Below are 21759 nucleotides of genomic sequence, written 5' to 3' on the forward strand. Positions count from 1 at the left end.
AAATCAAAATTGAAAAGGGGGTCACTCGAAATGGCAGGAGGACGTAAAGGCGGACGTGCTAAACGTCGTAAAGTGTGTTACTTCACAGCGAACGGAATCACACACATCGATTACAAAGAAGTGGATTTATTAAAAAAATTCATCTCTGAGCGTGGTAAAATTTTACCTCGTCGTGTAACTGGCACAAGCGCTAAATACCAACGTAAATTGACTGTTGCGATCAAACGCGCACGTCAAATGGCTTTATTACCATACGTTTCAGGTGAATAATTGTAAAAGAGGACAGTGAGTACGCTCACTGTCTTTTTTTATCTCTAGATTGACACTATTCGTAGAAGATAGAAAGGTTGAATCGTTTGATTTTACTAGCTACAATAGAGATATTGAATGTCTTTTTTATCGGAGGAATGGAATGAAAAATGCAAGTCAGTTAACAAAGGGAGCAATGTTTTTAACAATATATTCTATATTATTATTAATAACGTTGTATGTACCACTACTAGGATCCGTCACCGTCTTTTTCTTGCCTCTTCCTTTCATTTTGTTTGCTGCACATAACAATTTGAAAAGTTCGTTTGTTTTAATCGTTGGAGCGTTGCTGCTGTCGATGATAGTTGGGACAATGCTGACAATACCGCTGACATGGGTTTTTGCTGTGATGGGTGTCTCAATAGGCTATTTAATTAGTCAGCAAAAAAGTCGATGGGTTATTCTATCGACAACATCATTTCTTACTTTAATCAATATTATTGCCATCTATGTGGTATCGGTTGTATTTTTAAATGTTAATGTTATTAAGTCCTCAATGGATATGATGCATGAATCGTTTCAAATGAGCTACGAAATGCTCGAGAGCATGGGACAGAAGCCTAATGAACAGGTGATTCAGCAGTTAGAAGCTAGCATTAAAATGTTTGAAATATTAATGCCAAGCATTTTTGTGATGTCTTCCTTTTTATTAGTCTTTTTTATTATGTTAATATCAATGCCTTTTATGAAACGATTTGGGGTTAAATTGATCGATTGGATTCCATTACGTGAATTAACTCTTCCGAAAAGCTTGCTGTGGTATTATATTATTTGCATGGGAATTAGCTTAATAGTGAACCCAGAGCCCGGTACATACTTATATATTGCTATTACAAATCTTGTATACATATTGCAATTTGCGATGATTATTCAAGGTGTTTCACTTATTTTCTATTATTGTCACGTAAAAGGATTTGGAAAAGTTGTACCTGTTGTAGTTGTAGTTTTTTCAATGTTACTGCCATTTCTCCTTTATATTGTGAGGATATTCGGTATAATTGACCTAGGATTTGATTTAAGAAAACGGATAGCAAAAAAACAGTAATCTATCTTAATTCGTCTTTGCTGTATTTTTTAAATAATTATCCAATCATTACAGTCTGGGAGCTGAAAACATGCCTTCTTTTTTGGAGAAAAAATCCCTGCGATATTGGTTATTTGGGTTGATGGGCTTTACTCTTTTGCTACTTGGTCTGTTAACTTACTATAACTGGCTTATTGGTCTTTTCGCGTTCTTTCTCACAGCGATCCCATACTACTTTATTTTTTACATCTCAAGAATCCAGAGAAAAGAAGCTGAAGAATACATATCAACCCTTTCCTATCGAGTAAAAAAAGTCGGAGAGGAAGCATTAATGGAAATGCCAATTGGTATTATGCTCATTAATGATGATTACAGTATCGAATGGACTAATCCATTTTTAACTTCATTTTTTCAGGAAGATCGTTTAGTGGGAAGATCGCTTTACGATGTTGCTGATATATTAATTCCGTTAATTAAGCAAGAGGTTGATACGGAAATTATAACCCTACACGAACGAAAGCTTCGTGTTATCCATAAGTACGAGGAGCGATTATTGTACTTTTTCGATGTAACCGAACAAACAGAAATTGAGAAAATGTACCGTGATGAGCGTACTGTTCTCGGAATCATCTTTTTAGATAATTATGATGAACTCACACAAGGCATGGATGATCAAGCCCGTAGTAACATCAATAACATGGTCACAGCATTGCTCAATAATTGGGCTAAGGAGAATGGTGTTTTTCTCAAGCGTGTTTCATCCGAGCGCTTTATCGCAGTGTTTAATGAGCATATCCTACAGTTTTTGGAAAAAGGGAAATTTAGTATACTAGATGAAGTGCGAGAGAGTACATCAAAGCAAAATGTTTCACTTACACTTAGTATCGGGGTTGGCACAGGGGTTTCCTCCCTTCCGGAGCTTGGTACATTAGCACAGTCCAGCCTTGACCTTGCACTTGGACGGGGTGGTGACCAAGTAGCGATTAAAAAGGCAAATGGCAAGGTGAAGTTTTTTGGTGGAAAAACGAACCCGGTTGAAAAGCGTACAAGAGTTAGGGCAAGGGTAATCTCTCATGCATTAAAAGAATTAATTACCGCCAGTGATAAAGTCATTATTATGGGTCACAAAAATCCTGATATGGATGCAATCGGAGCCTCAATCGGGATATTAAAAGTTGCAGAAATGAATGAACGAGAAGGCTTTGTTGTATTTGATCATAATCAAATCGACGCAAGTGTGAGCCGCCTAATGACGGAAATCAAACAAAAAGAAGCTCTATATTCTAGAATGATTAATCCCGAGTTAGCACTTGAAATCGCAACTGATCGTACTTTGCTGGTGATTGTTGATACACATAAGCCATCGCTTGTAATTGAAGAAAAGCTGTTAACAAAAATTGATAATGTTGTGGTAATAGATCACCATCGCCGTGGCGAGGAATTTATTGAAAATCCGTTACTTGTATATATGGAGCCATATGCTTCATCAACAGCAGAGCTAGTAACAGAATTACTCGAATACCAGCCAAAGCGCGGTAAGATTGATATGCTTGAAGCAACGGCGCTATTAGCAGGGATCATTGTTGATACAAAAAGCTTTACATTAAGAACTGGGTCTCGAACATTTGAGGCAGCATCTTATTTGCGTGCTCAAGGTGCTGATACAATATTAGTACAAAAATTCTTAAAAGAGGATATTCGCACATATATTAGACGTGCAAAATTAATTGAATCTGTTTATTTTTATCATGAGGGGCTAGCTATTGCTAAGGGTAGTGAGGATACAGAATATAGTCAGGTAGTTATTGCACAGGCAGCTGATACTTTGCTAACGATGAATGGAGTAATTGCATCATTCGTCATTTCCAAACGTGGTGAAGCAGGAATAGGAATTAGTGCCCGTTCCCTAGGTGATGTCAATGTACAAGTCATTATGGAGTCGTTAAACGGTGGCGGTCACTTAACAAATGCAGCAACTCAATTAACGGTTCCATCGGTTGCTGAAGCTGAAATGCTTCTTCAACAAGCCATCGATGAATACTTAGAAGGAGGCAGAAGAGAATGAGAGTAATTTTTTTAAAGGATGTTAAAGGAAAGGGAAAAAAAGGTGAAGTTAAGAATGTAGCAGACGGATATGCCCAAAACTTCTTATTGAAGCAGGGCTTAGCGATAGAGGCGTCACAAGCAAATATGAGTTCACTTGAAGCCCAGAAGAAAAAAGAAGAAAAACAAGCTGCACAAGAACTAGAAGAGGCAAAGAAGTTAGGTGCCCAGCTTGAAAAAATTACTGTAGAGCTATCTGCTAAATCTGGTGAAGGTGGCCGATTATTTGGTTCAATCACAAGCAAGCAAATTGCTGAAGAACTCCAGAAAAAGCATAAAATCAAAATTGATAAGCGAAAAATTGAACTTGCTGATGCAATTAGAAGCCTTGGATACACTAAGGTTCCTGTAAAATTGCACCATGATGTGACTGCTACATTAAATGTTCACGTTAAAGAAGTAAACTAAATTTGGCAGTTCCCATTCGTAAAAAATCTTGTTAGAATATAATAGTTGAGCAAACAGTGATCGGTTATTTGGCTGATCACTTTTTTCATACAGTATGTGAAGAAAAGGAAGTCATTCCTCTCTCGATAAGGAGGCTTTTATAGATGAATGATGCATTAACAGATCGTCTTCCTCCCCAAAATATTGAAGCGGAGCAGGCAGTATTAGGGGCAATTTTTCTTGAACCTGCAGCCTTAATCATGGCTTCTGAGATATTAATTCCTGAAGACTTTTATCGCAGCTCACATCAAAAAATCTTTGGTGTAATGCTAAAGCTTAATGATCAAGGAAAAGCAGTTGATTTAATTACTGTAACCGAGGAATTAGCAGCTGCAAAACTGCTTGAAGATACTGGTGGAGTTCGCTATTTAAGTGAATTGGCTGCTTCTGTTCCTACAGCTGCCAATATTGAATATTATGCAAAAATTGTGGAAGAGAAATCGATTCTACGCAGATTAATCCGTACTGCAGCTGGAATAGCTCAAGATGGATATGAGCGTGAGGATGAAGTTACTGCCCTGTTGGGTGAAGCTGAAAAAAGTATTCTTGAGGTTGCACAGCGCAAAAATGCTGGCGCCTTCCATAATATAAAAGACGTATTAGTTAGAACCTATGACAATATTGAACTATTAACGAATCGTAAAGGTGATATTACCGGGATTGCCACAGGATTTGCAGAACTTGACCGAATGACTGCTGGCTTCCAAAGAAATGATTTAATCATTGTCGGAGCACGTCCCTCTGTTGGTAAGACAGCTTTCGCATTAAATATTGCTCAAAATGTAGCGACAAAAACAGGTGAAAATGTCGCGATTTTCAGTCTCGAAATGGGTGCTGAGCAACTTGTTATGCGTATGCTTTGTGCTGAAGGGAATATAAATGCGCAAAACCTTAGAACTGGCGCACTTACAGATGAGGACTGGGGAAAATTAACGATGGCAATGGGAAGCCTATCTAATGCAGGTATTTTCATTGATGATACCCCTGGTGTTAGAATTGGGGAAATCCGTTCTAAATGTCGCCGTTTGAAGCAAGAGCATGGCTTAGGTATGATATTAATCGACTATTTGCAGCTAATTCAAGGTGATGGACGTTCAGGCGAAAATCGTCAGCAAGAGGTATCGGAAATTTCTCGTTCACTAAAGCAGCTTGCCCGTGAATTGCAAGTACCGGTTATTGCTCTATCGCAGCTCTCTCGTGGTGTAGAACAGCGTCAAGATAAGCGTCCGATGATGTCCGATATTCGTGAATCAGGTAGTATTGAGCAGGATGCTGATATTGTTGCTTTCTTATATCGTGATGATTACTATGATAAGGAAACGGAAAATAAAAATATTATCGAAATTATTATTGCAAAACAACGTAATGGTCCAGTTGGCACTGTTTCACTCGCCTTCGTCAAAGAGTATAATAAATTCGTAAACTTAGAGACTCGTTACAACGATCCATCTATGCCACCAGGTGCTTAGAATGCGGTTAACCTATTATTAGGTTAACCTTTTTTTATGATTTTAATCTTATATTATTATTTTTTTGAGAGAGGAAAATATTATATTTCTATTATTCTTTCGATGAAATATCCGTCCTTTTCCGAACATAAAATATAAGTTTTATGAAAATGTTCGTGTTTTATTGACTTACATGGCAGTAAATTGATAAAATTAGTTTGTTTGAATCGGGAAAGTTATAATGAAATAAATACATATAACCTGGGAGGTTCTTTAAGATGACATCTGTAGTTGTTGTCGGTTCACAATGGGGCGACGAAGGAAAAGGAAAAATAACCGATTTCTTATCGGAAAATGCTGAGGTTATCGCACGTTATCAAGGTGGGAATAACGCAGGACATACAATAAAATTTAACAACGAGACATATAAATTACATTTAATTCCATCAGGTATTTTCTATAAAGATAAAATTAGTGTAATTGGTAACGGTATGGTTGTTGATCCAAAAGCATTAGTTGCTGAATTAAAAGGTCTTCAAGATCGCGGTGTTACAACTGATAATCTTCGAATCAGTAACCGTGCCCATGTAATTCTACCTTATCATCTTAAGTTAGATGAGGTTGAAGAAGAGCGCAAAGGTGCCAACAAAATTGGTACTACGAAAAAAGGTATTGGACCTGCATATATGGACAAAGCAGCTCGTAACGGAATCCGTATGGCAGATTTGTTAGATCGTGAAGTATTTGAAGAAAAGCTAACCCGTAATCTTGAAGAAAAAAATCGCATGTTCGAGCGTTTCTATGAAACAGAAGGCTTTAAGATTGAAGATATTTTAGATGAATATTACGAGTACGGACAACAAATTAAGCAATATGTAGTAGACACTTCAAAGGTATTAAATGATGCTTTAGATGAAGGTCGTCGTGTATTATTTGAAGGTGCACAAGGAGTTATGTTAGATATCGACCAAGGTACCTATCCGTTTGTTACCTCTTCAAACCCTGTAGCTGGCGGTGTAACAATTGGTTCAGGCGTTGGTCCTACTAAGATTAATCACGTGGTTGGCGTATGTAAAGCTTATACAACTCGTGTTGGTGATGGTCCATTCCCAACTGAGCTTCATGATGAAATTGGTCACCAAATCCGTGAAGTAGGCCGTGAATATGGTACAACAACTGGCCGACCTCGCCGTGTTGGTTGGTTTGATAGTGTTGTGGTTCGTCATGCACGTCGTGTTAGCGGAATCACAGACCTATCTTTAAACTCTATTGACGTTTTAACTGGTTTAGATTCAGTTAAAATTTGTGTAGCATACGATTACAACGGTGAGATGATTACTGAATATCCTGCAAACCTAAGAGTGTTAGCAGAATGTAAACCAGTTTACGAAGAGCTTCCAGGCTGGACTGAAGACATTACTGGCTGTAAATCACTCGATGAGCTACCAGTGAATGCAAGACATTATTTAGAGCGAGTTTCTCAACTTACTGGTATTCCTTTATCCATTTTCTCAGTAGGGCCAGATCGTAACCAAACAAACGTAGTATTCAGCCCTTGGCGCTAAAACGAAAAGCGGAGGCAGCTTGACCAGCCCCGACAGGCATAAGACAAGCCGGCAAGAAGGTTGGTCTTTACCTTCTGGACGGATTGGCTTATGACCCCGAGGGGCTAGCTGCCGTAGCTAGACAAAACGAAAAACGGAGCAGCTTGATCCTGAGTGGTATGCAGCTGTAGCTTTACCTATAAAAAAAGACGTGCAGTTGATGTGTTTACTGCACGTCTTTCTTTTCCTAAGTTACTTGGTGAGTTTTATCGAAAATCATTAGATTTATTAATAAATAAAAAAATATCAAAAAAACTATTGCTTAATTATAATTTTATATGATATTATAAAAAACGTCGTCACAGTATTAGTGCGAGCCATTAGCTCAGTCGACGACAAATTCGTATAGATAATTATATTAGTACGAGCCATTAGCTCAGTTGGTAGAGCATCTGACTTTTAATCAGAGGGTCGAAGGTTCGAGTCCTTCATGGCTCACCATTTTAATTTTAGTATGGCCCCTTGGTCAAGCGGTTAAGACACCGCCCTTTCACGGCGGTAACACGGGTTCGAATCCCGTAGGGGTCATCGGCATAAGTTGGCTAGCAAAGAGCTGGCAAGGACGGTTTTACGTTGGTCAACTTTTTATTTGGTCCGGTAGTTCAGTTGGTTAGAATGCCTGCCTGTCACGCAGGAGGTCGCGGGTTCGAGTCCCGTCCGGACCGCCATTTACATAACAGAATAGAAATTGGCTCAGTAGCTCAGTCGGTAGAGCAATGGACTGAAAATCCATGTGTCGGCGGTTCGATTCCGTCCTGAGCCATCTAAATTGCAAAAGAGCATACATTGTATGCTCTTTTGTAATATTACTGTAATGTTAGGGTAAGTTACGTAAAAAACATCAGCTAGTCCTTCCTAACCAAACAATTCCTAAAAATCCTTTAATAATAAGGATTCTCCATATTGGATCAAATATTTAATATGAAAACCCTTCCAATACACTGCCATTTTTCGACATTAAATGACAGTAATTATACATTTATGTTACATTATCAAATCAAATGCCCATTTTAACGCTAATTTATGGTAAAGTAAAAAAGTCGAAAATTGTAAGACTAACACATTAAATTTGTCAGAATATGATATTAATAGACTGTTTGTGCACGTTTAGTAGGAGGATTATGAATGAAGAATTGGAAAACAAGTTTGTCCAACCTTACGGGCAATAAAACAGCAAGACTGATTCCGCAGGCGAAAAAGGTTGTTTATACAGCGCTCGCTGTAACTGCCTTATCCTTTGGCATTTACAATGCACCAATGGCAAGTAGTAGTAGCAACGAATCGGAAACAACTACAGTATATTATGTGTATTTTAACAATGAATATATTGGAACTGTTTCAGATAAGAAAGTAATTCAATCAGTGGTTAAAAAGAAACTAGAAGAGACGAAGTCAAATTACGAGGGTATCGAATTATCAACAGGTTCTCAACTAAAATACATACCTGAACAAGTATTTGGTTCTAGTTCCTCAACGAACAATAATCAGGTGATTAAACAATTAAACGAAAAACTAACCATTCAAGCTGATGCAGCAGCAATTGTATTAGACGGTAAACAAGTTGCATTCGTTGATAGCCAAAAATCAGCTGAGGAAGTTATTAAACAACTTAAACTTCAATATGTAAGTGAAGATCAAATGAATGCAGTTGAAGCCCGAAAAAAAGACTCATCCAGTGCTTTACCTCAACTTCAAGAAAATGAAACTCGTGTTCTAGATATTAAACTATCAAAGGAAGTTTCCTTTGAAAAATCAGAAGTGACACCAGACAAACTAATGTCAGTTGAAAATGCTGTAAAATTTTTACAAAATGGTACTTTAGAACAAAAGAAATATCAAGTTCAAGAGGGCGATGTATTAGGCTCAATTGCTAACAATAATGGCCTAACTTTAAAGCAAATGGTTGAAATCAACCCAGGCTTAACTGAGGAAACTGTGTTGAAGATTGGACAAGAAGTCAACATTACAGTTCAAGTACCTTTACTACAGGTTATTGTAGAAAAAGAAGCAATGGTTAAAGAAAGTATTGCTTACACTACTGAAACAAAAGAAGATGGAAATTTACCGAAGGGCGAGAAAAAAGTAACTCAAACTGGTCAAAACGGTGAAAGACTTGCAACTTATACAATTTCTGAACAAAACGGTCAAGTTGTTAGCAAACAAGAAATTAGCTCAAATATTACTAAGCAACCAGTAAACGAAGTTATTGTTAAGGGAACAAAGGTTATTCCTTCACGTGGCGATGGTTCATTAACATGGCCGACAGTTGGTGGATATATTTCAAGTCCAATGGGTTACCGTGGCGGTAAGATGCATAAGGGTATCGATATTGCGAGACCAAGTAATCTTACGATTAAGGCTGCAGACAATGGAAGAGTCGTATCTGCTGGATGGGATGGTGCTTATGGAAATAAAATCACCATCGATCATGGAAATGGAATGCGTACCGTATACGCTCATTTATCATCAATTAGCGTAGGCTCAGGCCAAACCGTTGCCAAAGGTCAAGCAATCGGTGTGATGGGCTCTACCGGTGACTCAACTGGCGTACATTTACACTTTGAAGTTTATAAAGGTGGCAGTTTACAAAACCCTGTTTCCTATTTAAGATAAATGATTGATAAAGTCTCTAGACTCCAGTTAGTCTAGGGGCTTTTTTGATATTGGCTGTGTTAAAGGTCATATGGTAAATTTATATAGTAGATTATGCATTTAAGTTCAAATCAAAGATACTATAATAGATAAAATAGGACGTGAACGCGCTTATCCAGCAAAACTGGAAATCGTGTTAACCAGATAAAAGGAGAAAAACAGATGGACATGAAAAAGATACTAGTCGTTGATGATGAGAAGCCAATAGCTGATATACTCCAATTTAATTTAAAAAAAGAAGGCTATGATGTTTATTGCGCCTATGATGGCAATCAAGCTCTTGAAATGGTTAATGAAATTATTCCAGATTTAATCCTCCTTGATATTATGCTTCCACTATTGGATGGCATGGAAGTATGTCGTGAAGTGCGAAAAAAGTATGAAATGCCAATTATTATGCTAACGGCTAAGGATTCAGAAATAGATAAGGTGCTCGGATTGGAATTTGGTGCTGACGATTATGTAACCAAGCCATTTAGTACTCGTGAATTAATTGCCCGGGTAAAGGCAAATCTTCGTCGTCACGGTCATACTGCGGCTCAAACTGAGGCCGAAGGAAATACTATTAATGTTGGTTCGCTGATTATTCATCCGGATGCTTATATTGTTTCTAAACGCGGTGAGTCTATTGAATTAACACATCGTGAATTCGAATTGCTCCACTATCTTGCCAATCATATTGGACAAGTGATGACGAGAGAGCACTTATTACAAACCGTTTGGGGCTACGATTATTTTGGAGATGTCCGCACAGTAGATGTAACCGTAAGACGTTTACGTGAGAAAATTGAGGATAATCCGAGTAACCCAATTTGGATTGTAACAAGAAGAGGTGTGGGGTATTATTTAAGGAATCCTGAACAGGAATAGGGTTGATGTGATGCGAAAGGTTGGTTTTTTTCGATCCATCCATATTAAATTTGTGTTGATTTACGTTCTGCTCATATTAGTTGCGATGCAGATTATTGGAGTTTATTTTGTAAGACAGTTGGAAGAAACGCTTTTAACTAACTTTAAAAATTCATTAAATGAACGAGTCGATTTACTTGCCTACAATGTTGAAGAAGAGATGATGAAGGAAAGAGATAAAGACGATCCTAAGCTAGAGGAAGATATTAAGAGGATTCTATTGGACTTTTCTTCCGCTGATATTATTGAAGTGAGAGTTATCCAAGCGGGCAGTTTAAAAATCATCGGAACATCTAAGCTTAATAATCAGGATGTTGTAGGTCAAAGATCAAATGATTTAATGATTAAAAGGTCGCTTGTATTAGAATCAGAACAAAGCTCCATTTTAATTGACAAGCAGTCTGGAAAGCGTACTTGGGTCCTTGCTACACCAATTAAATCTAATCGAGAAGTTAAGGGCACTATTTATTTAGTAGCAAAAATTGAAAACGTATTTGCGCAAATGAAGGATATTAATGATATTTTTATCTCCGGAACAGCTATCGCCCTTGCTATTACTGCAATTTTAGGTATTCTACTTGCCCAAACGATTTCTCGACCAATTTCAGATATGCGTAAGCATGCACTGGCTTTAGCGAGAGGAAACTTTACGAGAAAAGTTAAAGTTTACGGCTATGATGAAATCGGGCAGTTGGCAATAACTTTTAATAATTTAACTAAAAAGCTTCAGGAAGCTCAAGCGTCTACTGAAGGTGAGCGACGTAAACTTTCTTCAGTCCTTTCTAATATGACGGATGGAGTAATCGCAACGGATCGACGGGGACGGGTAATCTTAATTAATGAGCCTGCGGTAAAGCTTTTGAATGTTTCACGTGAAACAGTCCTCTCGCAGCCGATTGTTCATTTGTTAGGACTTGAGGACAAGTATAGCTTTGAGGATCTGTTGGAAGAACAGGAATCAGTCAATTTAGACTATAGCACTGATAAAAACCACTATGTGCTTAGAGCTAATTTTTCAGTTATCCAAAAGGAAACTGGATTTGTAAATGGTCTCATCACGGTTTTGCATGATATAACTGAGCAGGAAAAGATTGATCGGGAACGGAGAGAATTTGTAGCAAACGTATCTCATGAATTAAGAACACCATTAACCACAATGCGGAGTTATTTAGAAGCATTGGCTGACGGCGCTTGGCAGGATGAAGAAATTGCTCCAAATTTTCTTGATGTTACTAGAAATGAAACGGAGCGAATGATTCGTCTTGTTAATGACCTATTGCAGTTATCAAAAATGGACAGTCAAGATTATCAACTGAAGAAGGAATGGATTAATTTCATCGTGTATTTCAACCGAATCATCGATCGTTTTGAAATTACGAAGGAGCACAATGTTCGTTTCAAAAGGAATCTTCCATCTCATGATATTTTCATTGAAATGGATGAAGATAAGCTGACTCAGGTTTTAGATAATATCATTTCTAATGCATTGAAGTATTCTCCAGAAGGAGGATATGTCAGATTTGCTGTTGAGGAAAAAGAAGACTTGATTATGGTAAGCATTTCTGATCAGGGTGTTGGAATACCAAAGGCAGATCTTGAAAAAATATTTGAGCGGTTTTATCGAGTGGATAAAGCTCGGTCCAGAAAACTAGGTGGTACTGGTCTCGGGTTAGCGATTGCCAAAGAAGTTATCAATGCCCACGGTGGCAAAATTTGGGCTACAAGTGTTGAAGGAAAAGGAACTACGATTTCCTTTACCCTTCCATACAACCATTCCTATGAGGATGATTGGTCATGACATACGAAAATATTAAATCAGTCATATTAACAATTCTAGTCATTACAAGTGTGGTATTAACCTGGAATCTATGGACTTACCAACCACGCTATGCAACGATGGAAAACACCAATACTGTACAAGAGGTTATATTGAGTGAAGCTAAGGAAGTAGAGGAGATCATTCAACCTAATAAAATTATTTATCATTTAAAGGATTCTCATTTTGGTACGACTAGCAGTGATGAGATTGATCAGACATTACAGGAAGTATTTCGTTGGAATTTTTATGATTTTGAAGAAATAACTGAGGAAGTGGGCAAATTAACAGATTTTGTTCATGCTAAAGGAAATGTGGAAATTATTTTTCCTGATGCTGTACCAATTGAACTTTATAAAAGTATCATCCATGTTGAAGATAAGAAAATACCTAACTTCCAATTTAACCGAATCGTCATTGATATTGAAAATACTGTTAAAAATGAAGGTAATATATACTTTGTCAATTATGGAAATCCAAGAGATTATCAAGTATTTTCGAGCCATATTAATGGCGAGGATTTGAAGAAATTCGATCATCAGTTTTATCGAGTATCCAATCAATATGAAAACTATATCTCATATCAGGTGACTGAGGAAAGAACTTTATTCCTTCCTGAGAAAAATAAAACACTCATTCACTATCAGTATTTTTTAGATCAGTTGGATCCAGAAAAGTTTAAAGATGCCATTTTTAATGACCCTAGCTATGTTCAAAGAAATGATGATGGAAATACGGTAGAATACATTGATGATTCTAGCATGTTGACCGTTAATTATGACTCCCTCACGCTTTCATATGTGATACCAGCAGAGAAATCAGATGGAGCGGTACCTACAAAGGATTTATTAAAAAAGGGTATTAATTATGTAAATGAACATGGTGGTTGGACTGGAAATTATAAATATGCAGCAGTTGATGAGGAAAATCAGCAAATTAAATTCAGACTTTATGATCGGAGCGGTTATCCGATTTTTAATGATTTAGGTCTTTCGCAAATCGTCCAAATATGGGGGAAAAATGATATTTATAAATACAATCGTCCCATTTTTTCACTGGATGTACCGTTAACTACAGACAAAAAGGAAGTAACCCTTTTATCTAGTAGTGAAGTAATTGAGTACTTAAAGAGCAAGAAAGGCTTTAAGCCAGAAATGCTGAAGGATATTGCAATTGGATATAAGATGTCCATAGATCCAAATGAACCGCAATTAATGAATCTTGAACCAGCTTGGTACTACCAGTATGGAAACCTCTGGGTTCAAGTTGTCCAGAAGGATGTTGGAGGGAATAGTAATGGATTGGAGTAAGATTAAAACGATCTTTATTTTGACCTTCCTTGCCTTGGATATCTATTTGCTATATGAATTTTTTAAGATTCGCGATGCTAGCAAGTATGACTTTATTACTGAAACTTCGTTTGAAGAGCATTTAGCTCAAGATAAAATTGATTATGTCGATCTGCCCACTAACTTGACTAAAGATACTTATGTTAGTGCGAAACCGAAAGTCTTTAGGAAAGAAGAGTACGGAAAGATGAAAGGTGTTAATTATTCGATTACTGACGGAACGGTTTTACAGGGAGTTTTCGATCAGCCGATAAGCATGAAGGATCTTCAAAAATCTGACTTAAACGCATTGGTAGTCAATAAAATTCTTTATGGTGATCAATATAAATATTTTAGTCAAAATAAAGAGGAACAAACGATAACCTTTTATCAACAATTTAAAAATAAAACGATTTATAATAACATTAATGGCAAATTGACGCTCTATGTAAACGAAAGGAATGAAATCTATTCATTTTCACAGACGTTGTTGGAGGAAATAGAATTATTGCAAGAGGAACACGATGTATTACCTCCAATAAAGGCCATAGAAACACTTTACGAAAATGGCCTACTCGAGCCAAGAACTAAAATTACTAAGGTTGAGCTTGGACTGCATACATTAGTTCAACTTACTGCATCCCAATTATTAACACCGACCTGGCATTTTGTTGTGGATGATAAGGAAAATTTATATGTTAATGCTTTTGAGGGGCAAATTATCGAGATAGATGATAATAAAGAAAAAAATTAGTGGAGTGAATTGAATGTCTATGCATTTTAGTGTGCTCGCAAGTGGGAGTACAGGGAATGCGATCTATGTGGAGTCGGAGGATCATTCATTTTTAGTTGATGCAGGCTTTAGCGGCAAGCAAATAGAAGGTTTATTTTCACAAATAGACCGTAAAATCGAAAATCTTTCGGGGATACTAGTGACGCATGAACATAGTGATCACATTAAGGGAATTGGTGTTTTGGCACGGAAATATAAATTGCCAATATACGCAAATGAAAAAACATGGCAGGCAATGGAAGGATTAGTCGGGGAGATACCGGTTGAGCAAAAGTTTGTGTTTGGAATGGAAAGTGTGAAAAGCTTTGGCTCAGTATCAATTGAATCCTTCGGAGTTTCCCATGACGCTGCAGAGCCAATGTTTTATGTATTCCATCATTCAGATAAAAAGCTCGTTTTAATAACTGATACAGGTTATGTCAGTGAGCGAGTAAAAGGGATAATATCCAATGCAGATATGTACGTATTTGAAAGCAATCACGATGTACAAATGCTGCGTATGGGGCGTTACCCATGGAATATTAAACGTAGAATATTAAGCGACGTTGGCCATGTTTCAAACGAAGATGCAGCACTAGCGATGAGTGATGTGGCTGGAGATAAAACAAAACGTTTTTATTTAGCGCACCTTAGTCTCGATAATAATATGAAGGATTTAGCGAGAATGTCAGTATCGCAAACGCTACAATCAAGAGGAATTATTGTTGGTGAGCAATTTGAGTTATTTGATACTGATCCAAAAATTCCTACTCCTTTAACCCTTGTATAAACAAGCCATTTCCGAACAAAATATTACCAATGTCGGTCTAATCTATTAACAAATTGTTAACATTTTTAATATTGGTATGTATTTCTAGATAATTGTAATCATTTTAGTATAATTATGATTAACACAGGATTCTCAAGGTATTTGTTTTGTTAGAAAGGATGGAGTCTATGGGGTATTATGATCAAGATTATGAAGGTCGATATAAACAACCGAAGCGTAATAAAAGCGGATATATTATTGCTAGTTTAGTTGGCGGAATTCTTGGCGCAATGCTCGTCATTGTTTCCCTACCACAGTTAACTGATTTAGGGGTCCTTCCCTATCAACCTTCAACAGAAAATAATGCCGTAAATAATCAGCGAAGTTCATCGGGTACAACAAAAAATGTTTCAGTTGATGTTACATCACAAGTAACTAAAGCTGTTGAAAAAGCTGGAGATACTGTTGTAGCTATTTCAAACCTACAGGAAACTGGTTTCTGGTTTGGAGAGAGCAGCCGTCAAGAAGCCGGGACAGGCTCTGGTGTTATTTATAAAATAGAAGGCAACAAGGCATTTGTAGTCACAAATCATCACGTGGTAGACGGGGCCAAAGAGCTTGAGATTACTCTTTCTGATGGTACGAAGCATGCTGCCAAGCTGCGTGGTTCAGATGTATGGACAGATTTAGCAGTACTAGAGCTTGAGGCTAAAAATATTAAAAATATTGCAGAATTCGGAGATTCTGATAGTATACAGGTTGGCGAACCGGCAATTGCTATTGGTAATCCGCTTGGAGCAACCTTTAGTGGTTCAGTAACACAAGGGATTATTTCTGGCCTGGAACGGACGATTCCAATTGATATTAACTCAGATGGAATTGAAGACTGGCAAGCCGAGGTCATTCAGACCGATGCTGCGATTAATCCAGGTAATAGTGGTGGCGCCCTCGTGAATATTGATGGCCAATTAATTGGAATAAACTCCATGAAGATTGCTGAATCGTCCGTTGAGGGGATTGGATTAGCCATTCCAATCAACTATGCCATTCCTATTATTGAAGACCTTGAAAAGCATGGTGAAGTGAAACGACCATACATGGGTGTAGAATTGCAATCTGTCAGTGAAATTGCCAAATACTATCAAGAGGAAGCATTAAAGTTGCCGAAGGATATTACTTACGGAGTTGCACTTCGTCAAATTGTACCGAATTCACCTGCTGATATTGCTGGACTGAAGGAGCTTGATGTCATTGTTGAAATGGATGGCGAAAAAATCGGAGATGTAATCGATCTTCGAAAGCACCTTTATAATAAAAAGAAAATTGGCGAGCAAATGAAGATTAAGTTTTATCGAAATGGCAAACTGCAAGAGACTACGATGAGACTTGCTGGCCAAAACTAATAGCTGTTGAATAATAATTTTAGCAGAAGGCTTATTGTAGCTTTCTGCTTTTTCATTTTTTTATACAAGAAAGGGTTGGATAGTCGGGTTGTGGATAAATAAGTTTAGATTAAATGATTTTAATTTGTGGATATCAGGGATATAGTATTGTTAAGGAAACTGTGGATAAACGAGAAAGGAGTTTTAATAATGATATATTGCTGTGAGGAACATGTAGAATTGGCTTTAGATGTGATCGTTGATGATTATATGACTTCGCCAACATTAGAGAAAATTGATGAAGAGAAAAAGATATCAACAACCTGTGAATATTGTCGAAATCTAGCTGTATATGTTGTGGCGAACAGTTGATCTCATACAAGATGTGGATAGAAAATGTGGGTATGTGGATAACTCCTGTGGATATCTTGTTTGTAAACTGTTTGTAAAGCGGGGATAACTGTGAATATCTTAATTGTGACGGTTGGAAAATTAAAAGAAAAGTATTTAAAACAAGGCATTGATGAATTTGTGAAACGGATGTCGGGATACGCTAAGCTCGAAATCATCGAGGTGGCCGATGAAAAAGCACCAGAGGAACTGAGTGCAGCAGAAATGGAACAAGTAAAGCAAAAGGAAGGCGAGCGGATTTTAAGTAAAATCAGTCAAGATACACATGTCATTGCACTAGCGATTGATGGGAAAATGAAATCATCAGAGCAATTAGCAGATGATCTAGACAAGCTTGCTACATATGGAAAAAGTAAAATTGCCTTTGTCATAGGTGGTTCGTTAGGCTTGAGCGATGACGTGTTGAAACGAGCTAGTGAAAAGCTATCTTTTTCAAAAATGACGTTTCCTCACCAAATGATGAGGTTGATACTGGTTGAGCAGATTTATCGAGCATTCAGGATCAATCGCGGGGAACCTTACCACAAGTAAATGAGGTTCTTCTTCGTTAATATTCTTGAACGTAAAAAACTTGAAAGAATAAGATAGTAGAGTTTTTTTCTCTACTATCTTTACTAATCAACAACACCTGTGCGTTTTATTTCAACCTTAATAGTTGAATTTAACTTTAAACTTGAATACTTTTCCCTCAAATCTTTATCACTTAAATTGGAATATTTTCTGATGCTTTTTATTTTTCTTCCAATGCCAATTGGATCAGTATTTAATTTTCTTAACTCCTCAAGAAAATCCCCCAATTCTTTGTTTAGTTCTTCCCCAAGCAGTTGCTCTAATTTTTTTATAGATTTCCTATTGTTAAGAGGAATTGCAGGTTGTACTTCTATAGTTGAAACAGTTATCGTTGCGTTTAGATAAAAGTCATCTTCGTTAAATAATTTAACCTTTCCGTGGTGCTTTATTGGGTGAATAGTAATGTTAAAATTATCTCCTTTTGGCTTTTCGACTAATGGTATTCCCTTTTGTTCTAAAACCTCTATAGGAATGTTTAATGTTATATCTCCCAGAGAAGCCTTGCGATTGGAGAATAATTTTATGAACAAGGTTTTTGTCAAAGAAATAGAACCGACCATTTTATCATCCTTTAATAATGCCACCTTTTCAATATAGGGTGCTGCACCATTCTTATTCGATATAATCGGTAAGGTGGGATCGATGCCAATTTCATATAGAGTGGAGAAAAAATCATGCAGGTTGGAGTTTATTAACATTTCCTTCCTTTCTTGCTTATCCAATAATTGATAAATATATGACCCCATTTCCGGGTATTCTTCATAGATATTATTTTTAATGACTTCTTCAGTATTGTTTGTAATGGCCAAAAAAATTAATGATCCAATGCTGCTTTCTCGTTGCATCGAATCTAAAAAAGATGAAATTCCTATCTTTTCACTTATATCTTTATCAAATAGTATTGTCCTCAATTGTCCAGATGTAATGTCGTGGCTTGTTTGTTGTTCTAACCTTTGTCTTATTTGTTTGCTTGTAGAACCGACGGCAGAAATGGTTTCACTTGTTTTCTCTTCTTTACGGTCGAATTGCAACAAGCTAATAGAGCCTTTATATGTATCTTTATCAAGTAAATCATAACCAATAATAGTTGAAATCCCTTGCCTTTCTAATATTTTTTCAGGGGGCACACATGCAGTACAGATAAGACAACAAAATAGAATAAGCCATTTTTTCATCGTTTCAACTCCGTTAAGATTGTGAAAAAATTTTAGATTTAATGATTGAAATGAAATATAACAAGAATGGATAGATAAACCATAGGTAAAAGCCAACATGACCAACTTGATCAAAAAAAAGGTTATTGTCGACTCTTTTGGTGACAAAAAAACTCGTGATAAAAATGATTATGGAGATTAACCATATACCATGTTTTTGTTTTAAATGAAATATTTGTTTTAATCCTTTTGAAGAAATGAACAGGTATAAACATAAATTTGGAAAAATAACCAATATCCAAAATGGAACGGCAATAAATTCAAACCGTTCAAGAAATGGAAAATGGACCGTGCTTATCATACTGACCACAGGCCAAATATATTTTTCCAATTCCTTTTGACTAAAAAATAAGATCGAAATAACCGTTGTGATAAATACAAGAAGTGTAGTAAACCAGATTGCTAATTGACTGAAAAAAAGCAGCTTTTTTTTCTCCTTTATAAATGGAAAAATAAAAAATAAAGTTTCAAAACCTAACATTGTAAAATTGGTTTTAAATACTCCTTTCATTATTTGTTCAGGGGTTGCCGCCATGACAGGTAAAATTCTAGTGAAGTTTATCGATTCAAGCGGTTGATAAAAAACAAATACTAGCCATATCGTCATTAAAAAGGATAAGAAACATATCCCTGCAATTACTCTGAATCCGCCAGAAACGGCATAAATGGTTACGAATAATAGCGCTAAAACATCTACCCATTCATCAACTCCTTCATATCCCCATGTCAGAGACAATTCAACATAATCGATGATGATAGAGTAAAGTGCTGCAATAAAGTAAATAACAATAAAGGTATTGATGATACTGCCTATAAAGCGACCAAATAAATTCTCGTGTATTTCATAAAGATTACAGTTTTCATATTTAGCAAGGATGCGCATTATTATCAAAATGATAACACTTATGAATAGTCCAGAGAGTAGAACGCTGATCCAGGCATCTTGCTTAGCTTCAAGAAAAACAAATCTAGGAACGCCAAGTATGCCCATTCCGATTTGTGAAGTGTGAATGATAAAGAAAGCAAGATAGGCGTTTACAAAACTAATATTTGATTTCATTATCCACCTCAAATTTCATCTAAATCGGTATCTGTTTTTTTAGATTTCCTTCCTATCCGGAATAATTTTAATGGACGATTAACAACAGGACGTTTCCTATAAAAATGGTGTGGGAGACGTATAAAGGCGTATTTTAAATCCTTTATCCTAAGCGGGTATAGAGGTGCAAGATAAGGTCTATTTAAGGATGTCAACTTTAACAAGTGGACAATCAGTACACAGACACCGATGATAATCCCATTAAAACCCCAAACACCTGCTAGAATAATGAAAGGAAATCTGGCGATTCTTATAGCAGTACCCATTTCATAAATTGGAGCTGAAAAGGCTCCTAAGGCACTAAATGCCACGATTATAATTAAAATGTTGCTAGTTAAGCCAGCCTCAACAGTTGCTTGACCAATCACAATCCCTCCAACAATCCCCATTGTTTGACCTACTTTTGATGGTAGACGTGCTCCTGCCTCTCTAAGTAATTCAATTAAGAATTCCATTAATATTGCTTCTAGTAACGGGGGAAAAGGAACTTGTGAACGTGATTGCCCAATGACAATTAACAATTTAGATGGTATAAGTTCATAGTGATAGGTGAGGACTGCCACATAGAAGGCTGTAAAGAGCAATGATCCAGCCATAGCTAAAAACCGTATAAATCTAATGAAAGTACTCAAAGACCAGCGTAAATAAATATCTTCTGTTGATTCAAAAAACGAAAAAAAATTAGCAGGCCCAATAATAGCTACTGGGCTTCGATCTAAAAGGATACCAACCCGTCCATTTAAAATAGAATAGAGAAATCGATCAGGCAGTTCTGTCATGATAAACTGAGGAAAAAAAGAATAATGATTATCTTCAAGACACTGTGCCAAAACTGAACTGTCACTTATATCATCCATTGTAATAGTTTCAAGCTTCTGCTTAAGTGTTTTTAGTATGTCTTCATCCGTTAAATCTTTAATGTAAATAATTCTTAATTTCTTCTTAACACGTTCTCCTATTTCTAATTCATCTGTACACAAATTAGAATTATTTAGATTTTGTCTGATAATTTTTATATTAGAAGACAATGATTCTGTAAACGAAATTTTAGGGCCGTATACCAAAGATTCAGTTTCTGCTTTCTCGATGGATCTTTCAATTGGATTAGCACAATTTACTAAAAGGGCTTTATTTTCTTTTAATAAGTAAATATAAACGAATCCATTTAAAAGTGAAGAAATAATTTCTTGTTCCTTAAAGTCAATCTTTACCTCGTCAATAGGGATATTTTTTATTAAATAAGAGTAGGTTATATCTTTTTTTGGCAGCTGTTGAATGAATTTAATAACATATTCATTAACTGTTTCAGTCTTAATTAAATTTTTCATAAAGATAACTTCCAGACAATCTCCAGCGACCTCAATTGTCCTGCAAAGTAAATCTGGTGATTGGTTGAGGATATTTTTAATTTTTTTATAATTTGGGCAATTATTGTTATTTGGTGTGTTTGCCATTTGAAAAATCCTTAATAATTTTTTCTTATTATTTGAAAAAGAAAACCATTTTATCCACGGCTTTATAAAAAAGTAAGTCCACAAAGTAGTTTATGGACTTTATTTGAACTGAATTGTAAGAGATAATAGATGTAATTAACTGTGTGGAAACAGGATAAGTTGTGTGCGTAATTAAAGAGGGCGATAAATCCTCATTTAGATACAACACGGTGAACCGTACCACAAGTAAATGAGGTTACTTATAAGAATGCCTCTACTTATTGTTGGGGAGGATAAAAAATTAGGTTAAACATACGATTCTAATAAATAGAGGGAAAAATTCCTCCCTCTATAAATGTTGATGTACCAACGGTTTGAGCCATTGGTAGTGCATCAAAAAAATATTATTCGACAAATATTACTACAGTATTTTCATATTATGTGAATCTATTCCAATACATGGGTACGC

The 21759-nt window shown here is 36.4% G+C and carries 18 protein-coding genes and 4 tRNA genes; 19 read left to right on the forward strand and 3 right to left on the reverse strand.

Translation table 11 applies throughout. The features are described 5' to 3' along the window. Window positions 1-30 precede the first annotated feature (30 nt). The 19 genes from rpsR to rlmH all read left to right on the forward strand — a co-directional run bounded on the left by rpsR (window position 31) and on the right by rlmH (window position 17505). Window positions 31-270, forward strand: coding sequence for a 30S ribosomal protein S18 (gene rpsR / locus FXW34_RS21070; RefSeq protein ID WP_147536005.1), 240 nt, complete (start codon window positions 31-33; stop codon window positions 268-270). 142 nt (window positions 271-412) lie between these two features. Beyond that, window positions 413-1354 (forward strand): YybS family protein, encoded by a 942-nt coding sequence (locus FXW34_RS21075; RefSeq protein WP_147536006.1) that lies wholly within the window; start codon window positions 413-415, stop codon window positions 1352-1354. A gap of 70 nt (window positions 1355-1424) precedes the next feature. Further along, complete coding sequence (locus FXW34_RS21080) at window positions 1425-3398, forward strand: DHH family phosphoesterase (RefSeq protein ID WP_147536007.1); 1974 nt, start codon at window positions 1425-1427, stop codon at window positions 3396-3398. Continuing rightward, window positions 3395-3844, forward strand: coding sequence for a 50S ribosomal protein L9 (gene rplI / locus FXW34_RS21085; protein ID WP_147536008.1), 450 nt, complete (start codon window positions 3395-3397; stop codon window positions 3842-3844). Before FXW34_RS21080 ends, rplI begins: the two co-directional genes overlap by 4 nt. A 143-nt stretch (window positions 3845-3987) precedes the next feature. Further along, entirely contained in the window at window positions 3988-5352 is a 1365-nt protein-coding gene (gene dnaB / locus FXW34_RS21090; protein WP_147536009.1) for a replicative DNA helicase, read from the forward strand. Between the two features lie 257 nt (window positions 5353-5609). Next, entirely contained in the window at window positions 5610-6896 is a 1287-nt protein-coding gene (locus tag FXW34_RS21095; RefSeq protein WP_147536010.1) for an adenylosuccinate synthase, read from the forward strand. A gap of 404 nt (window positions 6897-7300) precedes the next feature. Then, window positions 7301-7376, forward strand: a tRNA-Lys gene (locus FXW34_RS21100). 15 nt (window positions 7377-7391) lie between these two features. Next, window positions 7392-7463, forward strand: a tRNA-Glu gene (locus FXW34_RS21105). Window positions 7464-7526: 63 nt separating this feature from the next. Continuing rightward, window positions 7527-7603 (forward strand) — tRNA-Asp (locus FXW34_RS21110). Window positions 7604-7625: 22 nt separating this feature from the next. After that, window positions 7626-7698 (forward strand) — tRNA-Phe (locus tag FXW34_RS21115). Between the two features lie 362 nt (window positions 7699-8060). Then, window positions 8061-9548, forward strand: a complete 1488-nt coding sequence (locus tag FXW34_RS21120; RefSeq protein ID WP_147536011.1) for a peptidoglycan DD-metalloendopeptidase family protein — start codon at window positions 8061-8063, stop codon at window positions 9546-9548. A 201-nt stretch (window positions 9549-9749) separates the two neighbouring features. Then, window positions 9750-10457 carry a response regulator YycF gene (gene yycF, locus FXW34_RS21125; protein ID WP_147536012.1) on the forward strand — a complete coding sequence of 236 codons (708 nt, stop codon included), beginning with the start codon at window positions 9750-9752 and terminating at the stop codon, window positions 10455-10457. A gap of 10 nt (window positions 10458-10467) precedes the next feature. Continuing rightward, entirely contained in the window at window positions 10468-12294 is a 1827-nt protein-coding gene (gene walK, locus FXW34_RS21130; RefSeq protein ID WP_147536013.1) for a cell wall metabolism sensor histidine kinase WalK, read from the forward strand. Further along, window positions 12291-13622, forward strand: coding sequence for a YycH family regulatory protein (locus tag FXW34_RS21135; RefSeq protein ID WP_147536014.1), 1332 nt, complete (start codon window positions 12291-12293; stop codon window positions 13620-13622). The genes walK and FXW34_RS21135 overlap by 4 nt, the downstream gene beginning before the upstream one ends. Further along, window positions 13609-14394 (forward strand): two-component system regulatory protein YycI, encoded by a 786-nt coding sequence (locus FXW34_RS21140; RefSeq protein WP_147536016.1) that lies wholly within the window; start codon window positions 13609-13611, stop codon window positions 14392-14394. Before FXW34_RS21135 ends, FXW34_RS21140 begins: the two co-directional genes overlap by 14 nt. A gap of 13 nt (window positions 14395-14407) precedes the next feature. Then, window positions 14408-15202 carry an MBL fold metallo-hydrolase gene (locus tag FXW34_RS21145; RefSeq protein WP_147536017.1) on the forward strand — a complete coding sequence of 265 codons (795 nt, stop codon included), beginning with the start codon at window positions 14408-14410 and terminating at the stop codon, window positions 15200-15202. A gap of 167 nt (window positions 15203-15369) precedes the next feature. Then, window positions 15370-16584 carry a S1C family serine protease gene (locus FXW34_RS21150; RefSeq protein WP_147536019.1) on the forward strand — a complete coding sequence of 405 codons (1215 nt, stop codon included), beginning with the start codon at window positions 15370-15372 and terminating at the stop codon, window positions 16582-16584. Window positions 16585-16773: 189 nt separating this feature from the next. Next, the gene (locus tag FXW34_RS21155; protein WP_147536020.1) at window positions 16774-16935 is read left to right on the forward strand and encodes a CxxH/CxxC protein; all 162 of its coding nucleotides are present in this window, start codon (window positions 16774-16776) and stop codon (window positions 16933-16935) included. 90 nt (window positions 16936-17025) lie between these two features. Beyond that, the gene (gene rlmH / locus FXW34_RS21160; RefSeq protein WP_147536022.1) at window positions 17026-17505 is read left to right on the forward strand and encodes a 23S rRNA (pseudouridine(1915)-N(3))-methyltransferase RlmH; all 480 of its coding nucleotides are present in this window, start codon (window positions 17026-17028) and stop codon (window positions 17503-17505) included. 83 nt (window positions 17506-17588) lie between these two features. Here rlmH and FXW34_RS21165 read toward each other — a convergent pair whose 3' ends face one another. Genes FXW34_RS21165 through FXW34_RS21175 form a run of 3 tightly spaced genes read right to left on the reverse strand, consistent with a single transcriptional unit; the run spans window position 17589 to window position 21311 of the window. After that, window positions 17589-18719, reverse strand: a complete 1131-nt coding sequence (locus FXW34_RS21165; protein WP_147536023.1) for a Ger(x)C family spore germination protein — start codon at window positions 18717-18719, stop codon at window positions 17589-17591. A gap of 13 nt (window positions 18720-18732) precedes the next feature. Further along, the gene (locus tag FXW34_RS21170; RefSeq protein ID WP_147536025.1) at window positions 18733-19818 is read right to left on the reverse strand and encodes a GerAB/ArcD/ProY family transporter; all 1086 of its coding nucleotides are present in this window, start codon (window positions 19816-19818) and stop codon (window positions 18733-18735) included. Between the two features lie 8 nt (window positions 19819-19826). Beyond that, window positions 19827-21311 (reverse strand): spore germination protein, encoded by a 1485-nt coding sequence (locus FXW34_RS21175; RefSeq protein ID WP_147536026.1) that lies wholly within the window; start codon window positions 21309-21311, stop codon window positions 19827-19829. Between the last annotated feature and the right edge of the window lie 448 nt (window positions 21312-21759).

The sequence above is a fragment of the Bacillus marasmi genome, from assembly GCF_902168435.1.
Taxonomy (GTDB): domain Bacteria; phylum Bacillota; class Bacilli; order Bacillales; family Cytobacillaceae; genus Bacillus_BU; species Bacillus_BU marasmi.